The organism is Collinsella sp. CLA-ER-H8 (assembly GCF_040092335.1).
Taxonomy (GTDB): Bacteria; Actinomycetota; Coriobacteriia; order Coriobacteriales; family Coriobacteriaceae; genus Collinsella.
The window spans coordinates 17,006-37,891 of the sequence record NZ_JBBNLU010000015.1; the positions used below are offsets into that span (position 1 = coordinate 17,006).

Annotated in this window: 20 protein-coding genes; 9 read left to right on the forward strand and 11 right to left on the reverse strand. The window is 57.4% G+C overall.

Features of this window, described 5'->3' with window-relative positions; translation table 11 throughout:
* The first annotated feature begins 119 nt into the window (after positions 1–119).
* Together AAAX72_RS08485 and AAAX72_RS08490 are read left to right on the forward strand one after the other, a co-directional pair.
* The gene (locus AAAX72_RS08485) at positions 120–1,142 is read left to right on the forward strand and encodes a WYL domain-containing protein (RefSeq protein ID WP_349129980.1); all 1,023 of its coding nucleotides are present in this window, start codon (positions 120–122) and stop codon (positions 1,140–1,142) included.
* The gene (locus tag AAAX72_RS08490) at positions 1,129–2,046 is read left to right on the forward strand and encodes a WYL domain-containing protein (RefSeq protein WP_349129981.1); all 918 of its coding nucleotides are present in this window, start codon (positions 1,129–1,131) and stop codon (positions 2,044–2,046) included. Before AAAX72_RS08485 ends, AAAX72_RS08490 begins: the two co-directional genes overlap by 14 nt.
* Here the strand turns inward: AAAX72_RS08490 and AAAX72_RS08495 are convergent.
* Together AAAX72_RS08495 and AAAX72_RS08500 are read right to left on the reverse strand one after the other, a co-directional pair.
* Positions 2,043–4,937, reverse strand: coding sequence for a helicase C-terminal domain-containing protein (locus AAAX72_RS08495; protein ID WP_349129983.1), 2,895 nt, complete (start codon positions 4,935–4,937; stop codon positions 2,043–2,045). The two genes, AAAX72_RS08490 and AAAX72_RS08495, sit on opposite strands and share 4 nt — an antisense overlap.
* Entirely contained in the window at positions 4,931–5,896 is a 966-nt protein-coding gene (locus AAAX72_RS08500; protein WP_035136496.1) for a D-alanine--D-alanine ligase, read from the reverse strand. The genes AAAX72_RS08495 and AAAX72_RS08500 overlap by 7 nt, the downstream gene beginning before the upstream one ends.
* Before the next feature lie 85 nt (positions 5,897–5,981).
* Between AAAX72_RS08500 and rlmN the strand changes: the two genes are divergently transcribed.
* Complete coding sequence (gene rlmN, locus AAAX72_RS08505) at positions 5,982–7,034, forward strand: 23S rRNA (adenine(2503)-C(2))-methyltransferase RlmN (RefSeq protein ID WP_349129985.1); 1,053 nt, start codon at positions 5,982–5,984, stop codon at positions 7,032–7,034.
* A 199-nt stretch (positions 7,035–7,233) separates the two neighbouring features.
* On the opposite strand, the gene AAAX72_RS08510 is transcribed toward rlmN, so the two are convergent.
* The 9 genes from AAAX72_RS08510 to rpmH all read right to left on the reverse strand — a co-directional run bounded on the left by AAAX72_RS08510 (position 7,234) and on the right by rpmH (position 12,273).
* Complete coding sequence (locus tag AAAX72_RS08510; RefSeq protein ID WP_349129987.1) at positions 7,234–7,488, reverse strand: hypothetical protein; 255 nt, start codon at positions 7,486–7,488, stop codon at positions 7,234–7,236.
* Positions 7,478–8,383 carry a ParB/RepB/Spo0J family partition protein gene (locus AAAX72_RS08515; protein WP_349129988.1) on the reverse strand — a complete coding sequence of 302 codons (906 nt, stop codon included), beginning with the start codon at positions 8,381–8,383 and terminating at the stop codon, positions 7,478–7,480. Before AAAX72_RS08515 ends, AAAX72_RS08510 begins: the two co-directional genes overlap by 11 nt.
* On the reverse strand, positions 8,376–9,176 hold the full coding sequence (locus tag AAAX72_RS08520) for a ParA family protein (protein WP_022093800.1): 801 nt from the start codon (positions 9,174–9,176) through the stop codon (positions 8,376–8,378). Before AAAX72_RS08520 ends, AAAX72_RS08515 begins: the two co-directional genes overlap by 8 nt.
* Positions 9,177–9,310: 134 nt before the next feature.
* The gene (gene rsmG / locus AAAX72_RS08525; protein ID WP_349129990.1) at positions 9,311–9,976 is read right to left on the reverse strand and encodes a 16S rRNA (guanine(527)-N(7))-methyltransferase RsmG; all 666 of its coding nucleotides are present in this window, start codon (positions 9,974–9,976) and stop codon (positions 9,311–9,313) included.
* A gap of 168 nt (positions 9,977–10,144) precedes the next feature.
* Positions 10,145–10,714 (reverse strand): R3H domain-containing nucleic acid-binding protein, encoded by a 570-nt coding sequence (locus AAAX72_RS08530; RefSeq protein WP_022093802.1) that lies wholly within the window; start codon positions 10,712–10,714, stop codon positions 10,145–10,147.
* 44 nt (positions 10,715–10,758) lie between these two features.
* The gene (locus AAAX72_RS08535; RefSeq protein WP_349090988.1) at positions 10,759–11,529 is read right to left on the reverse strand and encodes a YidC/Oxa1 family membrane protein insertase; all 771 of its coding nucleotides are present in this window, start codon (positions 11,527–11,529) and stop codon (positions 10,759–10,761) included.
* 29 nt (positions 11,530–11,558) lie between these two features.
* Positions 11,559–11,783: a membrane protein insertion efficiency factor YidD gene (gene yidD, locus AAAX72_RS08540; protein ID WP_082421942.1), complete on the reverse strand. Its 225-nt coding sequence runs from the start codon at positions 11,781–11,783 to the stop codon at positions 11,559–11,561.
* Positions 11,780–12,118 (reverse strand): ribonuclease P protein component, encoded by a 339-nt coding sequence (gene rnpA, locus AAAX72_RS08545; protein WP_006236191.1) that lies wholly within the window; start codon positions 12,116–12,118, stop codon positions 11,780–11,782. Before rnpA ends, yidD begins: the two co-directional genes overlap by 4 nt.
* Before the next feature lie 20 nt (positions 12,119–12,138).
* Positions 12,139–12,273 (reverse strand): 50S ribosomal protein L34, encoded by a 135-nt coding sequence (rpmH, locus tag AAAX72_RS08550; RefSeq protein ID WP_019127408.1) that lies wholly within the window; start codon positions 12,271–12,273, stop codon positions 12,139–12,141.
* 345 nt (positions 12,274–12,618) lie between these two features.
* On the opposite strand from rpmH, the gene AAAX72_RS08555 reads away from it, so the two are divergent.
* The 6 genes from AAAX72_RS08555 to gyrB all read left to right on the forward strand — a co-directional run bounded on the left by AAAX72_RS08555 (position 12,619) and on the right by gyrB (position 20,856).
* Positions 12,619–13,971: an ATP-binding protein gene (locus tag AAAX72_RS08555; protein WP_349129991.1), complete on the forward strand. Its 1,353-nt coding sequence runs from the start codon at positions 12,619–12,621 to the stop codon at positions 13,969–13,971.
* Positions 13,972–13,986: 15 nt separating this feature from the next.
* Positions 13,987–15,711 carry a DnaA/Hda family protein gene (locus AAAX72_RS08560; RefSeq protein ID WP_349129992.1) on the forward strand — a complete coding sequence of 575 codons (1,725 nt, stop codon included), beginning with the start codon at positions 13,987–13,989 and terminating at the stop codon, positions 15,709–15,711.
* A 238-nt stretch (positions 15,712–15,949) separates the two neighbouring features.
* Entirely contained in the window at positions 15,950–17,053 is a 1,104-nt protein-coding gene (dnaN, locus tag AAAX72_RS08565) for a DNA polymerase III subunit beta (RefSeq protein WP_022094338.1), read from the forward strand.
* 10 nt (positions 17,054–17,063) lie between these two features.
* Positions 17,064–18,170: a DNA replication and repair protein RecF gene (gene recF, locus AAAX72_RS08570; protein ID WP_349129993.1), complete on the forward strand. Its 1,107-nt coding sequence runs from the start codon at positions 17,064–17,066 to the stop codon at positions 18,168–18,170.
* Positions 18,157–18,720, forward strand: coding sequence for a DciA family protein (locus AAAX72_RS08575; RefSeq protein ID WP_346963405.1), 564 nt, complete (start codon positions 18,157–18,159; stop codon positions 18,718–18,720). The genes recF and AAAX72_RS08575 overlap by 14 nt, the downstream gene beginning before the upstream one ends.
* Positions 18,721–18,825: 105 nt before the next feature.
* Positions 18,826–20,856, forward strand: coding sequence for a DNA topoisomerase (ATP-hydrolyzing) subunit B (gyrB, locus tag AAAX72_RS08580; RefSeq protein WP_040360015.1), 2,031 nt, complete (start codon positions 18,826–18,828; stop codon positions 20,854–20,856).
* The last annotated feature ends 30 nt before the right edge of the window (positions 20,857–20,886 follow it).

Sequence of the window (20,886 nt, forward strand, 5' to 3'; positions counted from 1 at the left end):
AGCGAGCGCAAACGACCGAATTCGGGCCATCTTAACGCCCCGAGCGGACAAGGATATAGCCTAATCTCCATATCGGACTAAAATCATGGCAGCAAACCACCTTCTCATGCGAGGACCCTATGACGGCAAGCGACACGACCGAGACAATTAAAAAGGGGAATTCGGAGCCCAGTTTCGATAAAACGGCTCAGCGCATCCTCAATCTTTTCTTTGTGCTCAACAGCTCCCCCGAACCGCTGACGACCGAGCAGATCGTCTTGGATTCCGACCTGGGATATGGCTCGGGCAATATCGACTCGGATAAGCGCAAGTTTCGACGCGATCGTGACAAACTGCTCGAACGCGGCATCTTAATCAAGGAGGTTCGCCCCACCGGCGCGCAGGAGACCGAGGAAAGCTCGTGGACAATCGACCGCGAGCACACGTTTGCTGCAGGCGGCCTCATCACCGCAGACGACGCCGATATCCTGCTCAACGCCATCGACCAGACGCTAGCGGCCGGCTCATCCACTTTTGCCGCACCGCTTGCCGATATTCGCTCCAAGATTGCCTATCTCACCGGCAGGACGACGGTAGACGAGGCGCCGATCAGCCGCTCTCCCACCGTCGATGCGGTTTGGAGCGCCTTTGCCGAGCGTTGTGCGCTGCGATTTTTATATCAGAACGGACGCGGCGAGCAGAAAGAGCGTACCGTCCGCGTCTACGGCATGTTCGAGCGCGAGGGCGTGGCGTACTTCTGCGGCCTCGACAATGCCACCGACGACATCAGGACATTCCGCTGCGACCGTATCGTTCGCGCTTGGCGTCCTTCGAAGGCCTACGCCATCCCTGCGGACTTCAATCTCAACGACTATCTGTTCTTTGAATTCGATTTTGCCGACCGGCCGCCCGTTGCAGCCACGTTCTCGTTCGCCCCTCAGACACAGATCGATATGATCAACGGCCTCACGCGCGGGCGAGGTGAGCTCGCACACACCGATGCAGGATGGGCCTGGACCGTTGACGTGCGCGATCTTGAAGCCGCCGCCTCATTTTGCATGGCCCACGCCATGGACGGCATGAGGCCCATGGCCCCCAAATCGCTCAAGCAGGCGTGGAACCACCTCATCGAAAGGACGGTGCACGAGCATGCCCGTGCGTAAACTCACCAGCGAGCAGAGGCTCTCGCGCGCCATCGACATCATGGAAGCCCTCTACGCCGCCGGCGAGAGCGGCATGACACGAACCGAGATTTGCAGTCGCTTTGACATCACGGGGGTATCGCTCGACGAGATTCTCGAGATCGTCTCGACGCTCGCGGACCGAGAATCGGGCGCGCGCATCATCTGCGAATGCCGCGGCGAGCGTGTGGTCCTCACCGGTGACGCCGGGCGTGTGCTACCGTTGCGCCTGAGTGCCGCCGAGGGCGCTGTGCTCAACCATGAACTTGAATCGTTGGGGATCGAGCCGCAGACGGCAGCTCGGATTCGACATGCCCTTCTACCCGAAGAGTTCGGCTATAACCAGCGCGTCTTTGACACCGTCAACCACGGGTCGCACTGGCAGCAGCTGAGCTGCGCCATTCAGGACGGCGTTCGCTGCCGCATCTCGTATCGCTCGATGGACGATGCACGGCCACGCGAGCGTCTGGTCGACCCCTTGCGCATTACGGCAAACGGCGACCAAACATACCTGATTGCCTGGGACATCGCGGTCGATGAGCAGCGCACCTATCGCATGGATAAAATCGAGGGACTCGCCTTGACGGAAGACTCCGTCGTGCCTCACGCACCGGATGTCGCATCCCTCCACGATTCCCTTGCCCGGACGCAGCGTAGCGCAAAGCTCCTGATGCCATTCGATATGGCGGAGCATCTGGACTGGGCCGGCATCACCCTAATCGAGCGCAGCGGGGCAGACACGGCAACGGTAACCGTGCATTACGGCTCCGAGCGTTGGCTACTGAGCCAGATAATCGCAGCGGGCGGAGCCATCCGCATCTTGGATGACCCCGCCCTGTCAAAGCGTCTGTGCGATATGGCAAAAACCCTCGTCTGTCCGCTTTAGCGACGCCGCTCGTGGCGTGCGCGCCACAGTTGCAGATAGTGCCCGATCTGCGCCGATTCGATGCGCTGGTAGGAGCTCGTGGGCAGCGACGTTAAGAACTTCTTTCCGTAGCCCTTCGTCACCAGGCGCGGGTCGGCCAGAATCAGCACGCCGCAATCGGTCGACGAGCGGATAAGGCGGCCGGCCGCCTGCTTGACCTCGAGCACCGCCTCGGGCAGCGAATAGCGCGCCCAAGCGCGGTCTTCGCGCAGGTTGCGCTCGCACGAGAGCGGGTCCGTGGGACTCGAGAACGGCAGCTTGGGAATGATGACGCAGCGCAGCGTCTCGCCGCTGGCGTCGAATCCCTCCCAGAAGGCCTTAAGAGCAAAAAGCGACGAGGTCGGCTCGTTGATAAACCGGTCGCGCAGGCGACGAGGAGATGAGTTGCGCTGCTGGCAGTTGAGCTCCAGACCCGCACGGGCCATTTTGGGCTCAACGCGGGCGTACAGGTCTTCCATGTCGCGCCGATTAGTGAACAGCGTGAGCACCGATCCGCCCATGGCAAGATGGGCGTCGACCAGCACGCGCTCGAGCGCCGTAAGATAGCCCTCACGATCCCGCGGATCGGGAATATCGCCCGCAACGACTACAGCCATGTTCGAATCGAAGTCGTAGCTCGAGTCCAAGTGCAACGATGAGGATGCTGAAGCACCGATGCGATCGAGGCCGACTGCGTGGTTAAAGTGTTCAAAGCTTTTGGACACCGTCATGGTCGCCGAGGCAAAGATAGCCGTGTGAACCTCGGGCAGCCACTCGGTTGCCAAGGCCTCGCCAATGTCGATGCGCTCTGCGGTCATTGACTCTCCGCCGGCGCGCAACCTGCGATTGACCTGCAGCGAATACACGTAGTGTTCATCGGTGCCATCAATGATGAGTTTGAGGTTCTCGGCCAGCTCGTGTAGGCGGCGCGAGATATCACCCAGGTCGACAACAACCTCGGGCTTGTCGGCGGCGACGGCTTGCACCAGCGCGTCGACGCTCTTGTCAGCTTGTTCCAATGCGTCGATGGCAGTGTAGGCCGACGGTAAGAAATCATGCCAGTCGTCAGATTCGCGCAGCTCGGGGCCAATCCATAGATTGGCATTGTCATAACCCCCACGGGCACGGCGGCCGAGCTCGCGAACGCCATCGAACACGTCGGCGATTGCCATGCTCGCGCGCGCAACCGTCGACGTCGCCTTGGCAGTAAGGCCCAGATAGAGCGTAGAGCCCTCGGAGGTTGCCAAATCACGGGAAACCTGGCTTAGCGCGCCGGTGCTCGAGCCACCCAGGCGCTCAAACAGAACGCGTGATTCGTCCGCCGATACCACGCGCGCCCACTGACGGCGCGCCTCGCGCTCGATAGAATGGGCCTCGTCGATTACCCAATGACGAATCGGAGGCAAAATCCTGCCCTCGGCCGCAACATTGCGGAACAGCAGGGAATGGTTGGTGACCACCACATCGGCATGCGCCGCACGACGGCGAGCGCCGTGGACCAAACATTTATCAGGGAAAAACGGGCAGAGGCGACGAGCACACTCGCGCGAGGCCGTCGTAAAGTCGGGGCGGTTGACGCTGCGCCACCGAATGCCAAGTGAGTCGAGGTCGCCATCGGCTGATTGGCAAACGTACGCCATAATGACCGCGACCGCCGTGAGCGTGTCCGCCGGATCGCGCTTGGTGGTAATCTCGACCTGGCCGCGGCTCATGCGCTCAAGTTTGCGCAGGCACGGATAGTGGTCATACCCCTTGAGAGCGCAAAATGACAGACCACCTTCCAGTTGCTCGGCAAGTTTTGGCAGCTCATGGTACATGAGCTGGTCGGCAAGATTGTTCGATTTGGTCGCAATACCAACCGTGATGTTGTTACGGCGTGCTGCCTCGGCAAAAGGCACCAGATAGGCCATCGATTTGCCGACGCCTGTGCCCGCCTCAATTACACGATGAGTGCCCGTGACCAGCGCATCGCGGACCTCGAGCGCCATCGCGATCTGCTCATCACGCGGCTCGTAAGTGGGATACATGCGATTGACCAGGCCACCCGGCGCATAGTCTGCCTCAATCTCCTCACGACTCGGCATCTTGAGGACCGGTAGTTCGTCGGCGTCCACCCGATCGTCGGCGCGATCGGCCTTGAGAACGTCAGCACGAGCGGCGCTGAGAGAGAAGATAGAACCAGGGTTCTGCCCTGCCAAGAACGAGAAGATAGGACGATAGGACCAAGGCACGTCCGGATGCATGTCGGCTAGGCGCGCCATGAGGCCCTGGGGCAAGTCGGTGAGCGCCACGAGCAACACGCGCCATACGCCGCACAGGGCGTCGACGTCGGCATTGGCACGGTGTGATACCGAGTCACAGCCAAACAGATCGGCCATAAAAGACAACTTGTGCGAGGCCAGGCGCGGAAGCGCGATGCGCGACAGCGCCAGCGAATCGATCCAGATATCGCTCACGTTGACGCCGCCTTTGACCGACTCGATAAATGAGCGGTCGAACGTGGCGTTATGTGCGATTACCGGGCAACCACCGACAAAATCGGCGAGAGCGGCTACGGCCTCAACGGCCGACGGGGCATCTGCCACATCGGCATTTGTAATGCTCGTGAGCTCGGTAATCTCGGCGGGAATCAGCTGTTTGGGATGCACGAAGGTATCGAAGCGGTCGACGACCTCGCGGCCCGAAAGACGGGCCGCCGAGATCTCGATCAGCTCATTGTCCTGCACCGAAAGACCTGTGGTCTCGGTATCGAGGACAATCACATCTTCCTCGATAAGACCAAAGGACTGCGTTTTGGCGCGTTCGGCAAGCGTGGCATAGGAGTCGGTGACAAACTGCGGCGTTCCTGACGAAACCGCGTCCTCGATTAGCATGCAATGCCCGCTCGACGAAGGCCCATACGGATCAGGCTGTCACAGACCTGCGGGAACGTCATGTCGTCGGTGTGGCGGATCTCATCCGGATACAGCGACGTATCGGTCATGCCGGGAATGGTATTGGTCTCGAGGATAACGGGGCCGTCCTCGCTCACGATAAAATCGCTGCGCGAGATACCCAGGCAACCGAGGGCCTTGTGAGCGGCGCAGGCAAGCTCCTGAGCGCGAGCATAATTCTCGGGTGAAATCTGCGCCGGAATGCGATGGATGTCCGTAGGGTCGACATACTTCACGTCCAGATCGTAGAACTCGCAGTCCTCGGGCTTACGAATCTCGACAATCGGCAGAGCGCGCACGTCATCTTCGCCGTATACGCCGACGGTGATCTCGGTACCCTCGATGCACTTCTCGACCAGCACTTTGTCGCCGTACTCAAACGCCTTGGCGATTGCCGCGGGCAGCTCGGAGGGCTCATGGACCAGGGAAATGCCATAGCTGGAACCGTTGACGGCCGGCTTCACAAAGCAGCGCTCGCCACAGACCTCGACGATATGATCGATATCGACTTCATCGCCCACCTCGAGCGCAAGGCCGGGGGCAATGGGAATGCCCGCCTTGGCGTACAGGAGCTTAGAGACTTCCTTGTCGGCACCGCAGGCGCTGGCAAGCACGCCCGAGGCCGTGTAGGGGATACCCAGGGTCTCCATGGCACCCTGCATGGCGCCATCCTCGCCGCCGGCACCGTGCATGGCGATAAACGCCACGTCAAAGCCGCCGGTCGCCATGGTTACCATAAAATCATCAGCGGCCGTGTCGAGCAGCTCCACCGAGGTGTAGCCGGCTTCCTTCAGTGCCACCACAACGTTCTTTCCCGAATTGAGCGAGATCTCGCGCTCGGCGGAATGACCGCCCGCCAAGACCGCTACGTGCATGTTCTCTAGGCTTTTACCCGGCATGGGCAGACTCCTCCTCTATAATTTCTGCAGCTGATACCATATTGTAGCGATACCCTCTACGTTTCCCCAAAATCGAAAGGCTTCCATGAATCCCAGGACTAAATCTCAGGACATTCGCGACTTGAGCCAAAACGATATTCGCGAGCTCGTGGCCGAACTTGGCCAGCCCGCCTTCCGCGCGAAGCAGCTCATCGAATGGGTCTTCGAGAAGAACGTTTGTTCGTTTGACGATATGACCAACCTTCCCAAGGCTTTCCGCGAGCAGCTTAAAGAGGCTTTTGCCTTTGACACGCCCACTGAACTCACCAAGCAAGTTTCCAAAGATGGCTCGCGCAAGTATCTGCTCGAGTACCACGACGGCGTTTCCGTCGAAACTGTCGGTATGCCCCGTCGTAACAAGCTTTCCGTCTGCGTTTCCACCCAAGCTGGCTGTGGCATGGGCTGCGCCTTTTGCGCTACCGGTCTCAACGGCCTCAAGCGCTCTCTGACCGCTCAAGAGATCGTCGACCAGGTGCTTCATGTATCTAACGACTTTGGCGAGCGTGCCACGAGCGTTGTCTTCATGGGCCAGGGCGAGCCGTTTGCCAACTACGATGAGGTTCTCAAGGCGCTGCGAATCCTCAACGACCCCGATGGCATTGGTATCGGTGCTCGTCACCTCACCGTCTCCACCAGCGGCGTTATTCCCGGTATTCGCAAATTTGCCGATATCCCCGAGCAATTCACGCTTGCCGTTTCCCTGCATTCCGCCATTCAGTCGACGCGCAATAAGCTCATGCCCGGTGTTAAGAAGTACACGCTGCTTCGCCTTCACGAGGCGCTTCAGCTCTACACCGAGAAGACTGGCCGCCGCCCGACCTATGAGTATGCCATGATCGAAGGCGTTAACGATACGAATCCCGAGATGCAGGCGCTCTGCGACTTCTGCGAGGGAACGCTGTGCCACGTTAACCTGATTCAGCTTAACGACACCGAGGGCAGCCCGCTCAAGCCGTCGCCGATTCATAAGGTTGAGGATCTTCAGCGTCGTCTTGAGTCCCGTGGCATCGAGACCACGATTCGTAACTCACGTGGTAACGATATTGACGCCGCTTGCGGACAACTGAAGCAGCGCTTCAAAGTTCAGAAGAACGCATAGGGGAGTCGCACCCCAAAACGTTTCATGTGAAACATCGAACGACCCCGGTTACAGAATATGCAACCGTGGTCGTTTCATTTATTGACCTTTATTTTGAATCAGCTGCTACTGGTCCCATTTTTTACGGCCAAAATAAGGGGTCCTTGTCTCGTGAACCGGACAAGGACCCCTCAATATATGCTGAGTAATTGTTAGGTACCTAATAGCCTACATTTTCCCATTGGTTGCTAACCCAACCTTGATTAATCTTGGGATTCTTCGTTACCTGAGCAGTACGCATGGCAACATCTTCCGTCATAACATCCATTTTCTTTTTGGAAGTATCGACGATATCTTGCGCGCCACGAAGCAAACGACCTCGAAGTTCACCGTCTGTCGCGATCATATAGCCAGCAATGGCACCAGCCGCAACAGTCGTCGCCAATGCAATCGCAGTTAAAATCTTATTCCTCATCTTGGCCTCCTTGATCAAACTGAATCATCTCGCCAAGAATACGAGAGAGCTCTTCCTCGTCTTTAAACTCAATCTCAATCTTATTCTTTCCACGCGAGCTCTTCACACGCACATTGGTATTAAATACCTGACGAAGTACACGGGCAGCCTTTTTAAAAGACTGAGGCGTTGCAGGCCTTGGAGTCTTAGGTGTCTCTCCGGCAGAAAACAACGGAGCGAGATTTTCTGTCGCTCTTACGGAAAGGCCCTCTGCAACAACCTTCTCTGCAAGTCGAATTCGAGCGTCCTCATAGGGAACTGCAAGAATCGCACGCGCATGACCAGCAGTAAGTTTGCCCTCAAAAATCATCTGCTGAACAACTTCAGGGAGATCAAGAAGGCGCAGCGAGTTTGTAATTGCAGAGCGTGACTTGCTTACCGCCCTCGACAATGCCTCCTGGGTCATACCGCTGGCATCGATGAGCTGTCGATAGCCCTTAGCCTCTTCGACGGGATTCAGATCAGAACGTTGAAGGTTTTCGATAAGAGCAAGAGCCAGCATCTCTTCATCGTTAACATCTTTAATGATGACAGGCAGTTCCTCAAGACCAGCAAGCTTTGAAGCTTGGTAACGACGCTCACCAGCAATGATCTCATAGCCGTTTCCATGCTTGCGAACCAAAAGCGGCTGCAAAACGCCGTGTTCTTGGATTGACTCGCTTAACTCGCGAAGTTCAGTTTCGTTAAAATGAATTCGTGGCTGATTAGGGTTGGGAACGATATCCTCAATAGGTAGTTTTGTTTCAGATGCGGTATTTGCAGCCGATGTAGCCGAACCACCGGTCTCATACTCGGCCTCTGAGACCAAAGCATTGAGGCCACGTCCTAATCCGCCTCGTTTCTTTACACTAGGCACGCTTGATCACCTCTTTTGCAAGGTTCATATACGCTTTTGCACCCTTATTTTGAGGTGCATAGGTAATTACTGGTTCTCCAAAAGACGGAGCTTCGGAGATTTTAACCGTACGGGGGATCAGCGTCTTAAACGCCTTATCACCAAAGTACGATTGAACCTCCTCAACAACCTGATTCGATAGAGAAGTACGCGAGTCATACATGGTCATAAGCACACCATAGGTGTCTAAGCCCTTGTTCAGACGTGATTTGACCATCTTCATTGACTCAAGCAGCTTCGTAACGCCCTCGAGTGCATAATACTCGCATTGGATCGGAATCAAAACGCTGTCTGCTGCGGTCAAGGCGTTGATGGTAAGCAAGCCGAGCGAAGGAGGACAGTCAATGAAAATAAAATCGAACTCGTCCTGAATCGGCTCAAGCAAATCTTTGAGGCGGGTTTCACGAGCAATTGCGCTTACGAGCTCAATTTCGGCGCCTGCAAGCTGAATTGTAGCCGGAATTACGAATACCTTTTTGCAATTTGTATCAAGGACAAGCGATTCTGCCGGCACATCATTCAACAATGCATCATAAATGCAGTGGTCAAGGTCTTCTTTTTCAATTCCAAATCCGCTAGTGCTGTTTCCTTGCGGATCAAAATCGACAATCAGCGTCTTACGACCCTGCTCACCCAGTGCTGCTGCAAGGTTTACAGCCGTCGTTGACTTACCGACGCCGCCTTTTTGATTGATGATTGCAATAATACGCGTGTCTTTTGCGCTCTTAGAACGCTTAACGTCGCGAAATCCCACGGTCCCTCCTGGTGTGTATTAAAGCTGTCAAACGGAGGATGTTTCACGTGAAACATTCCGATTCGATATCAACCGCCATGTTTCACGTGAAACACTGCAAGTTGTTAGTATCCATTATGTTTCACGTGAAACATCTAGGCAAGCGGATTCTTCTTGGCCATGCCATTTGCACGAGGCAATGAAACGGATGCTGGATGGCTCTTCTTAAGAACAATGAACTCCCTGTGGCCCAGGCCCTCAGGCAAATCGATAGCGTCATTCAGAAGCAAAGTGAAGCCGCAAATCTTTGCTGCTGATATGCCGGAAGCAAGCTCCTCATCCGAAGGATTGCCCTTGGTGATAACAAATAGCCCTCCATCCTTGAGGTACGGCGCCGCATACTCAACAAGAATCGGTAAAGGGGCCAGTGCGCGGGCGGTTACGACAGAGAACTGCTTCTTATGGCTTCGAGCATATTCTTCAAGACGATCATGGACCGCATGAGCATGTTTCAATCCAAGAGCATGGATAAAGGAATTGACTGCATCAGCCTTCTTGCCAACAGAGTCAATATAAGTAGCTTTACGATGCGTGGTTATGGTTAATGGAATACCAGGGAAGCCCGCACCTGTTCCCATATCGAGCAAAGCTCCCTCAGGAGCCTTGTTGATATAGGGGAGCAAAACAAGTGAGTCGAGGATATGAAGTACTGCAGCATCTTCTACGTTAAGAATACGGGTGAGATTGGTTGTCTTATTTGTTTCTAGAACCAAATCCAAATGCTGAATACATTTCCTCAGCTCAACATCAGTTACGCTCAAGGAATACTCTTTGCAATAGGAAGTTAGACGACTCAACATCTCGTCAGCCTGCTGATCAGTAAGTACTAACAACGAAAGCTCCTTTCTGACAAAAATCAGTGTATCGAGAACTTTTGACAAAAAAAGGGGACGTGGAAACCACGTCCCCTTAGCATAAGCTCGAGAAGATTATCGAGCAACAATCACCACATGGCGATCAGGGTCAGAACCCTCAGAATGAGTATCGACGGCATCATTGCCACGAAGTGCAATGTGAACCAGTCGACGCTCGTAGGCATTCATGGGCGGAAGCGAAACACTCTTATGAGTGCGGATGGCACGCTCGGCAGCAGACTGAGCCATGGAAGCAACCTTGTCCTGACGGCGACTCTTGTATCCCTCTACGTCCACTACAACCGGATACCTAAAGCCAAGTTTGCGGCTCACCAGCAAAGAGAACATAACCTGAAGGGCATCAAGGGTGCGACCATGACGGCCAATGAGAACAGCAAGGTCGGGAGCCGTTACATCCAAAATCAGCTCACCCTCGTCGCCCTCATACTCATCGATAGGAGAGTTGGCGGCATCGAAGTGCGAAAGGATGGAACGCAGGATGGAAATCGCAACATCGGCAATGGTGTCGAGCTCCTCATCGGTCAGCTCTTCACCAGCCTTGTAGCGCTGTGCAATCTCGGGATAATCGCCCGCGACCTGCGGGGCAACCTCCTCAAGCATATCCTCGATGATCTCTTCAGACATAACGTACTCCAAAAGTTAGGTACCTAAATAAGATTGATATCCCACTACTTCTTCTTGTGCGGGCGCGGCTTCTTCTCTCGACGAGTGACCTCAACCTGCAGCGGAGCGTTCTTAAGACGCTCCTCCTCATCGGCCTTCGCCTTGTCGATGACCTTCTGCGTCACAAAAATCTGCTGGATAACCTGCCAAGCAGACGAGACGTCGTAGTACAGCAGAACACCAACGGGAAAGCTCCAGCCCATCCAAAGCATCATGACCGTCATGACAACGGCCATCATACGCATGCTCTGAGCCTGCTGGCCGGTCTGGTTGCGCGACATATAGAGCTGCGGAATCAGGGTCAGGACGGCGAACAGGATCAGGCAAACCAGCGCAGGCAGTGCAACCATAAAGCCATCGGCAAAGGAAGCGCTCGGCGTGGTGGTCAGGTCGGGCAGGATGTTGAAGAACGAGAACGTGCCGTCGTTAAAGTACTGCGGCAGGTTGCGCAGCAATGTAAACAGGGCGAACAGGATAGGCATCTGAATCAGCAGCGGCAGACAGCCAGCCATGGGGTTGAACTTGTTCTCGCTGTAGAACTTCTGCATCTCCTCGGCCTGACGCTGGGGATCGTCGGCATAGCGCTCCTGGATCTCGAGCATCTTGGGCTGCAGCACCTGCATGCGAGCCGTCGACTTGGTCGACTTGAGCATGAGCGGCGTCAGCAGCAGACGGATGATGACCACCAGGATGATGATGGACAGGCCCCAGTCGACCGCAAAGGTCTGGATGAGCTTGAGCAGCTCGAAAAGGATGTTAACGATCCAATCCCACATGTAAGTTTTCCTCCGATAGCGAGTGCCCGCTAGGGCACAGGGTCATAACCGCCGACGTGCAGGGGATTGCAGCGAGCGATGCGCCTCACGGCAAGCCAGCAGCCTCTCAAAACACCGTGCTTCTCAATCGCCTGGACGGCGTATTGCGAGCACGTTGGGTAATAAATGCAGGCGTCAGGCAATAAGGGCGAAATAACCTGTTGATATATGCGAATAGGAGCGATGGCAACACGTCGCAAAACGTGATTGCTCATCGCTCCTCCCCGGCAACGCCGGCGCGCTTCATAAGCGAACGCAACGCCTTGTCCATCTCCTGCGGCGAGGAAACCCTCGTCTTGGGAGTTGCAAACAAGATGATGTCATAACCCGCAACGGGAAATCCGCAGCTGCGGGCGGCCTCGCGCATCACACGCTTAGATCGGTTGCGCACGACGGCACAACCGAGTCGCTTAGCACCAACGAAGGCGACCCTTCCGGAGTCGCCTTCGCCAACCGATTCACATATGGTCATTCGAATCAGAGGGTGATTGAAACGACGCCCCTGACTGAACACATGCTCGAAATCTTGCCGAGACTTAATAGTCTTCATGCGAGATGTGTGTATCGCTGCTAGACAGTGAGACGCTTGCGGCCCTTGGCACGACGACGGGCGAGCACGGCACGACCACCCTTAGTGGCCATACGGGCACGGAAGCCATGGGTCTTGGCACGCTTACGCTTATTAGGCTGATACGTACGCTTCATCTTAAGTTCCTCCTGCTGCATTTCGAGTGTCCGCGGGGACGCGGACGCAGATATAGACACGTGAGCTTGAAGATTGTAGGGAAATCAATGTTCAAATGTCAAGAAATCAAAGGTAAAAGGTTGCGCAGTTCACACGGTTCCCCCATAAGCCAAGCTCGATTTAGCGGTGCATGGCAACTTTTCACGATATTTCATCGAGTTTTCAACAGGTCATGTTGGCAATGTTGAGAACTTTTCGCCCGTTTTCCAAAGTTTTCAACAGGTTTTGAAAAGTTGTCGAAAGATGAGAAACATTGCACGGTGAGCTACTATTTGTTCGAAACCTTTTGAAAGATTGCGAGCGGCATGTCTGACGACTTTTACACCATGGTCGATTCCGGAGACCCGGCACCCGACAACGAACACATCACCGGCGTGCGCGAAGAGCATGCGGAAGGAGAGCAGACGACCACGCAGGCGCCAAAAGCCATGTACGCCGCGCGCATCGCCGTCTATGACGACATGCTGTCGACACCGCGTGTAATCGTCATTGATCCGCAAGATGTCCGCACGTATTTGGAAGAGACGACCAACACCGTCTACCAGTGCATGAAAGAACAAGGTGGCCATATCTCGCTCATGGTCATCCGCGAGATTGTCGAAAACTTTATCCACGCGCACTTTGCCGAGCCCATCATCTCGATTCTGGACGGCGGAGACACCATCCGCTTTGCTGATCAAGGACCCGGCATCGACGACAAGGAACGCGCCTTCGACTTTGGCGTTACCAGCGCAAACAGCAAGATGAAGCGCTATATCCGTGGAACCGGAGCAGGGTTTCCCATGGTGCAGGAGTATTTGGAAAACGCCGGCGGTGCCGTATCCATCGAGGACAACATGGGCAACGGCACCGTGGTTACGGTAAGCCTGAACCCTAAACGAGTGCAGGAAATCGAGCGTGCCGGCGGACGCGGTGCTGCCGTGCGGCCCGAGACGGAGCAGCCCACATATCCCCTGCCGGGAGCTTTTGCGCAGCAGCCCATGGCAACGCAGCAGATGCAGCCCCCCGTGAGGCAGATGCAGCAGCCCGGAATGCTTCCCACACAAGAGCCCCAGGCGACATCGATGTCGATGCCGCCAAACATGCCAGAGGCCGTGCCGCTGGCGGATCAGGATGCAGCAGCAATGCAGCAGGCGACGGGCGCACCGGGTGGCCAGCAAATGGGCTATCAGCCGTACCAACAGGGATATCCATATCAGCAGATGCCGCCGCTGGGGTACGGCCAGCAGTTCCCGCAGCAGTACCAGCAGGGGTATCAGCAGCCGTACCAGCAGATGCCGCAGCAGCAGTACAACCCCTGGGCCCAGCAGATGCCTCCGCAGCCTTACCAACAGTGGCCTCAAAGTTTTCAACAGCAAATGCCGCCGATGCAGAGTTCTCAACAACCAGCAGCTCAAATGATGTATCCTAATGCAGCAAATCAGTATGCGCAGCCACAACCGGACGTGTTCGTAAGCGATCGCGGCAACGCCGCGCTGGGCTATCTAGCGCAAAATCAAGCGTGCGGTGCAACCGATCTGGCGAGGGCGTTTGGAAACTCGGCCCCCACTTGGTCACGCACGCTCAATGACTTGGCGCAGGCCGGCTTGGTCATCAAGCATGGCCAGAAATACCATCTGACCGAACTCGGCGCCGCTCGCGTGCGAGCTCAGAGCTAAAGAACGGGAGAGACAGTGGACGAGGAAGCAAGCATCATCCTGGGGGACGCCATCGCCTTTTGCCAGCGCGACGGCCAAGATGCACGCCTCATCAACATGCTGGGGCAATCGCGCGCCATAAGCCTGACCGAAGATACGCTCACGATCGAGGCCCCCTCGCGCTTTGCCATCGCGCAGCTCAAAAAGCATCAGCCGACTATTGAGGCTTATCTGGAAGAAATCGCCTTTGCACCGATTGCGCTCGACATCGTGGCGCCGCAAGGCGCCGCGACGGAATCCGCTGTCGCGACGGCGCCCGCCACGGCTCCCGCTGCTTCCCCGACGGTACCAGCCTCCGCAAGCGACGTGCCGACAATCGAGCACCAGCACAGCGATGTTTCCCGTGAAACCATGGCGCCGTTGCCGACCGCGGTAGCGACGTCAACGAACGCACCCGTCACGCACATGCCCATCGCTCACGACGCAGCGGCGGGCGCGGATTCGGGCATTGCAATCAAAAACACGCTCTCGGCCGACGATTTTCGCCGCATGATGAACCAGATGAAGGGCGGAGCGCCGACTAAATCCACGCAAGCTGCGACCCCCGCTTCACCCATGCCAGCACCGACCGTGCCGGCCGAGCAGAATACGGATGGAGCCCCGCTCGCCGCGAACTCAAAATTTACCTTTGAGAACTTTGTCTACGGCCCCGAGAACAGCCATGCCTATCGCTCGGCACTCAAGTTTGCCGCCCTCGCGGACGAGCGCGGCACATGCACATCACTGTTCATCTACGGCAAATCGGGTCTGGGCAAGACGCACCTGCTGCTTGCCATCAAAAACGAGCTCGCCGAGAAGTCGCCCGAGATCAAGGTCAAGTATGCCAACTCCCAGGCATATCTGGACGACCTGATGACCGAGTTCGACCGCCAAAAGAAGAGCAACGCCCCCATCATGCAGGCGTACCACGGTGTGGACGTGCTCATCATCGATGACATCCAAAACATCATCGGCAAGCGCGCGAGCGTGGACTACTTTTTCCAGCTCATGGACGAGTTCATCCGCAACAACAAGAAGGTCGTCATCGCGGCAGACCGCGCCCCCAAGGACCTGAGCATGGACGAGCGTCTGACCAGCCGCTTCAACGCCGGCATGCTCTGCCTAGTCGCAGAGCCCAGCTACGAGATGAAATACAAGATCTTGCAGCGCTATTACGAGAACACCATCGTCGCCGCTCCCGAGGCAGGCGACGACTCGCTGCTGGCGGCCTATGGGGGCGACGGCGGGCACCTGACCGATGAGCACTTTAAGCACATGGCAGAGGTGTCGGGCACCAACATCCGCGAACTCGAGAGCTTCTGCGAGCGCTGCGCCGGCGAGGCGGGCGACCGCGAACGCGAGGGCGGGGAGCTCACCTTTGACGATATCGACGCCATCGCCAGCCAGTACTTCGACACATCGGCCAAAAAGATCAACGTGCAAACGGTTCAGTCTGTCATCGAAGAGCAGTACGGCGTGACGCACGAGGAGCTCATCGGCCCGCGTCGCAACGCCAATATCGCCAAAGCACGCCATATCGCTATCTACCTGGCCATCGAGATGTGCGAGATGACGACCACGGCGGTGGGCGCCGAATTTGGCAACCGCAACCACTCGACCGTCAGTACGAGCTACAAAAAGGTCCAGAAGATGATCCAGGAAGACCGCACCGTCACCGAAGACCTCAAGTCGCTGCGCGATAAAATTACACTGCGCTCGTAGGGAAATAGAGACACCTGTTGAAAACTTGTCGAAACCACGGGCATAAGGTGTCTAAAACCCAACCCGCGGTGATGAAAAGTTTTGCGCAGGTTTTGAACGTGGAAAACCACCCCCGTTGCACACAGGTTGCTGTCGATTCTCTTTCTGGGTCTGACCTGCGTCTTTGGGAGTAATCAACAGTTTCGTCAGTGCTATTACTATTATTAAGATATTTATATCTATAGAAAGGTATTAAAAGATGAAGTTCACCGTCAGCCAGAGCTCGCTTACACAAGCCATCGGCGTCGTTATGAAGGGCGTCGCTTCGGCATCCACCCTTCCCATCCTGTCGGGCGTGCTCGTCAAGGCGCAAGACGGCATCTTGGAATTCCAGACCTCTAACTACACCATCTCGATCCGTCATCGCATCGCGGCGCATGTCGAAGAAGAGGGCGAGATGGTTATCCCCTGTAAGATGCTCTCCAATATCACCAAGACCCTCCCCGATGCCCCGGTCACCTTTGAGCTGTCCGAGCGCCAGGTGCTGATTGGTTGCGAGAAGAGCTCGTTCCGCCTGAACACGCTCGATGCCAATGACTTCCCCGAGTTTCCGGCCTATGCCATCGAGAGCGCCGTGGAGCTGCCGACCGATATCTTGTCCGAGATGGTCGGGCGCGTATGGCGCGTCACCTCGACCGACAAGGCCCGCCCCATCCTGGGCGGCGTGCACATGAAGGTCGAGAACAACACCGTGCGCCTGGTGGCGACCGATTCCTTCCGCTTGGCCGTGTGCGATACGCAGGTTGAGACCTCGACCCTCGAGGGTTCCTTTGAGCTCAACGTTCCGGCTGACGCCTTTAACGACGCGCTGAACATCATGGCCAGCCAGGCGACCATCATGATCGGGGCTACCGACACCCAGGTCGTCTTCGAGGCCGGCAATACCACCTACGTGTCGCGCCGCATCGAGGGCGTGTACCCCAACTACAAGCAGCTCATCCCCGATTCGTGCGTGACGAGCGTCAAGATCGACGTCGCCGCCTTTAACGCCGCCCTCAAGCGCGTGGCCGTTATCGCGAGCGCCAACCCCGCCGTCAAGTTCGAGATCGATGTCGAGAACGGGCAGATGGGCCTGTCCTCCATTTCCAATGACCAGGACCTTGCACAGGAGACGATCGATGTCGAGGCCGAGGGCGAGTCGGGTACCATCGCCTTCAACTACCACTACATCTTCGGCTGCCTCAATGCCCTGTCCAAGGAGAAGGAGATCACGCTGGAGCTCAAGAGCTACTCGCAGGCGGGCATCTTCAAGTCCTACGACAAGATCAACTACCTGTACCTGGTCATGCCGGTCCGCATCTAGCAACCGCCCTATGACCATGTTCGCCCGCGATCTTTCCGTCGCGCACTACCGCAGCTTCGATAACTATCGTCTTGCCCTGGACGAGGGCGTGACGATACTTGCGGGACCCAACGCGGCGGGAAAGACCAATCTCATAGAGGCGCTGCAGCTGCTGACGAGCGGCGCCTCGTTTAGGCATCCGACCGCAGCCGAGCTCGTCCATGATGGCGTGGGCTCGTGCAAGATCGAGCTGAGGCTCGAGGGCGACGGCCGCGTACTTGATATGGGATTGAGCGCGGAGGACGGTAAACGCTCGTTTAGCCGCAACGGCAAGAGATGCTCTGCCGCCGGTGTGCGCGGGGTTCTGCCGAGCGTGCTGTTTTGCCCCGACCATCTGGACATGGTTAAGCGAGGCGCCAGCGTGCGCCGCGCCGCCCTCGATGACTTTGGCATGCAACTGAGCGCACGCTATGCCGATCTTGCGAGCACCTATGGGCGCTGCGTGACCCAGCGTAACGCCTTGCTCAAGGAGACCTGGTGCTGCCGCGAGATGCTCGGCGCGTGGAACGATTCGATTGCCCGCGCGGGCTCGGCCCTGCTCGTGCACCGGTTGGCCCTACTCGACCGGCTGGCGGGCCATGTGCGCACTGCCTACGGGCAAGTGGCGTCCGGTGAGGCTGCCAACGTGACCTATACGTCCACGCTGGGGGATTTGCCCCAGGTCGAGGATCGCGAAGAGCTGAAGGGCTGGGCGTACGAGCGCATGCTGGCCGCCCTTGATGAGCACGCCGACGAGGAAATTCGCCGCGGCGTGACGTTGGTGGGACCGCATCGCGATGAGATTGAGTTTACCGTGGCGGGTCGTTCCGCCCGTTCGTTTGCCAGCCAAGGTCAGCAGCGAACGTTTGTTCTGGCCTGGAAGGTGGCGGAGGTGGCCGTGGCTCGCGATGTCCTGGGCACCGCCCCATTGCTGCTTTTGGACGACGTGATGAGCGAACTCGACGGCGAACGCCGCGGTGCTTTCCTGCGGCTGATCGGCGATGATATCCAGACGGTCATAACCACGACCAACCTGGGGTACTTTACCGATGATCTGCTTGATCGAGCCAAGGTGGTGAGCATGGGTGAGACGTGCTAATTACGAGCGCGAGAGCGAAACGGTCGCCTTCAGTGGGTTTTTGAACGCAGAGCGCCAGCGCATCCTGGCGGCCGCGACACCTGAGCGCCGCGCGCAGATGGAGGCTGCAGAGGAATCTCGTGCGGTCTATCGCGCGTGGAACGCGGTGTGCTCGGGCACGCGCGAGGGGCGGCATGTGACGGGTCTGCGCTACCTGCCCGAGTCCAATGAGCTGCTGGTGTATCTCGACTCGCCCTCGTGGACGCAGGAAATGACGCTGTTGCGCGAGATCATCCGCGCGCGTATGGAGCGCGCCGGTGCGCATGTGGACGGCCTGGTGTTCAAAACCACCGCGCCCGGTCACACGCCACCCGCCGCCAAGGAGCGCCTGCGCCCGGCGACGACCGAGCGCCCGCCGGCCCCGCACGCCGACCTAAGTGAGGCCGAGCGCACCGAGATCGAGCGCCAAGTGGCACCCATCGAGGACCAAAAACTGCGCGAGGCCCTCGAGAACGCCATGAGAGCCAGTGCCGAGTGGGCCAAGGGCGTGCAAAGCAAAAAAGAGCCTTAAATCGCATCTGGTGGCCTTGTAGAGCCAAATACCCTCGTTCCCGAGGTTATTTTTTTACGATAAACTAGTAAGGCTGTACACATTTTCTTGACTGAAGGAGGACGTGTGGCAAACGAAAACGATTACGATGGCGGCGAGATTAAGATTCTCGAAGGTCTCGAGGCCGTTCGTAAGCGCCCGGGCATGTATATCGGCTCGACGAGCGCCAGCGGTCTGCATCACCTGGTGTGGGAGATCGTTGACAACTCCGTCGACGAGGCCATGGCCGGTTTCTGCACCGAGATCCAGGTGACGGTCCACGCCGACAACTCCATCACGGTCGTCGACAACGGGCGCGGCATCCCCGTCGACGAGCACCCTGTTAAAAAGATCCCGACGCTCGAGGTCGTCATGACGATCTTGCACGCCGGCGGTAAGTTCGATAACTCGGCCTATAAGGTCTCGGGCGGCCTGCACGGCGTGGGCATCTCCGTCGTCAACGCACTGTCCAAGCGCGTGGTCGTTCAGGTTCGTCGCGATGGCAACACCTACGAGATGGAGTTCTCGCGCGGCAAGACCGTCAAGAAGATGGAGGTCGTGGGCACCTCGGATTCGACGGGCACCACCGTCACCTTCTGGCCCGACGATGAGATCTTCGAGACCTGCATCTACGATTTCGATACGCTGCATAACCGTCTGCAGGAGACGGCGTTCCTCAATAAGAATCTCAAAATCGTGCTGACCGACGAGCGCGAAGCGACTCCCCACGTGGAGGAGTTTTGCTACGAGGGCGGCATCATCGACTTCGTCAAGTTCCTCAACGAGGGCAAGGACGTTCCCGAGGCCTTTAAGGAGCCCATCTACATCGAGGGCAAATCGGACCCGGACGCGCCTGTGGCCAAGATGGGCGAGGTCGAGGTTTCCCTGCAGTGGAATAGCGGCTATGGCGAGAACGTCATGTCGTTTGCCAACGACATCTACACCCCCGAAGGCGGCATGCACCTTGAGGGCTTCCGCACCGCGCTCACCCGCGTGATCAACGACTATGCGCGCAAGCAAAACCTGCTCAAGGAAAAAGACGCCAATCTGACCGGCGACGATGTGCGCGAGGGCCTTTCGGCCGTTATCTCGGTCAAGCTGCCCGATCCGCAGTTTGAGGGCCAGACCAAGGCCAAGCTCGGCAGCTCCTATATGCGCGCGCTCACGCTCAAGATTGTGACCGACGGCCTTGTCGATTACCTCGAGGAGCATCCCAAGCCCGCTCGCGAGATCGTCAAGAAGGCGCAACAGGCCTGCAAGGCGCGCAACGCCGCCCGCAAGGCGCGCGAGGCGACGCGTCGCAAGAGCCTGCTCGAGACGGCGTCCCTGCCCGGTAAGCTCGCCGACTGCTCGGTGCGCGATGCCGAGCTGACCGAGCTCTTCATCGTAGAGGGCGACTCGGCAGGCGGTTCGGCCAAGGACGGCCGTCGCCGAGACATCCAGGCGATTCTGCCCCTGCGCGGCAAGATTTTGAACGTCGAGCGCGTTGGTGACCATCGCGCGTTCTCGAGTGACACCATCCAGTCGCTGATTACCGCGATCGGCTGCGGCGTCACGACGAGTGCCGGCGACGGCGGCGATTTCGATATCACCAAGGCGCGCTACCACAAGATCATCATCATGACCGATGCAGACGTCGACGGCGCGCATATCCGCATCCTGCTGCTGACGTTCTTCTACAAGTACATGCGTCCGCTGATCGATGCCGGCTACGTCTATGTTGCCTGCCCGCCCATCTTTGGCATTAAGGTGCGCAACAAGATCCACTACGTGTATCCCAACGGCCGCCAGCCCGAAGACGAGATCCTGCGCGATACCATCCAGAGTCTGGGCCTGAACCCCGACGATAACGACGAGGACGGCAAGGCCAAGGACGGCAAGATCACCAAAAAGCGCAAGGGCTATACCGTCCAGCGCTACAAGGGCCTGGGCGAGATGGACCCCAAACAGCTTGCCTCGACGACGATGGACCCAAAGACCCGCATTCTGCAGCGTGTGTCGATCGAGGACGCCGTGGTGGCGGACCGCGCCGTGCGCGAGCTGATGGGTTCCGAGGTCGGCTATCGCCGCGAGTACATCGAGAAGCATGCACATGATGCACGATTCCTTGACGCTTAAGAGGAGGTAACGTGGCAGACGATATCAACA

Excerpts from the sequence above, each read along its gene's own strand:
- dnaN (WP_022094338.1), top strand. The coding sequence starts at position 15,950 with ATGAAGTTCACCGTCAGCCAGAGCTCGCTTACACAAGCCATCGGCGTC.
- AAAX72_RS08485 (WP_349129980.1), top strand. The coding sequence starts at position 120 with ATGACGGCAAGCGACACGACCGAGACAATTAAAAAGGGGAATTCGGAG.
- rpmH (WP_019127408.1), bottom strand. The coding sequence starts at position 12,273 with ATGAAGCGTACGTATCAGCCTAATAAGCGTAAGCGTGCCAAGACCCAT.
- AAAX72_RS08555 (WP_349129991.1), top strand. The coding sequence starts at position 12,619 with ATGTCTGACGACTTTTACACCATGGTCGATTCCGGAGACCCGGCACCC.
- AAAX72_RS08490 (WP_349129981.1), top strand. The coding sequence starts at position 1,129 with ATGCCCGTGCGTAAACTCACCAGCGAGCAGAGGCTCTCGCGCGCCATC.
- AAAX72_RS08510 (WP_349129987.1), bottom strand. The coding sequence starts at position 7,488 with ATGAGGAATAAGATTTTAACTGCGATTGCATTGGCGACGACTGTTGCG.
- AAAX72_RS08530 (WP_022093802.1), bottom strand. The coding sequence starts at position 10,714 with ATGTCTGAAGAGATCATCGAGGATATGCTTGAGGAGGTTGCCCCGCAG.
- yidD (WP_082421942.1), bottom strand. The coding sequence starts at position 11,783 with ATGAGCAATCACGTTTTGCGACGTGTTGCCATCGCTCCTATTCGCATA.
- rlmN (WP_349129985.1), top strand. The coding sequence starts at position 5,982 with ATGAATCCCAGGACTAAATCTCAGGACATTCGCGACTTGAGCCAAAAC.
- recF (WP_349129993.1), top strand. The coding sequence starts at position 17,064 with ATGACCATGTTCGCCCGCGATCTTTCCGTCGCGCACTACCGCAGCTTC.
- AAAX72_RS08495 (WP_349129983.1), bottom strand. The coding sequence starts at position 4,937 with ATGCTAATCGAGGACGCGGTTTCGTCAGGAACGCCGCAGTTTGTCACC.
- rnpA (WP_006236191.1), bottom strand. The coding sequence starts at position 12,118 with ATGAAGACTATTAAGTCTCGGCAAGATTTCGAGCATGTGTTCAGTCAG.
- AAAX72_RS08535 (WP_349090988.1), bottom strand. The coding sequence starts at position 11,529 with ATGTGGGATTGGATCGTTAACATCCTTTTCGAGCTGCTCAAGCTCATC.
- AAAX72_RS08500 (WP_035136496.1), bottom strand. The coding sequence starts at position 5,896 with ATGCCGGGTAAAAGCCTAGAGAACATGCACGTAGCGGTCTTGGCGGGC.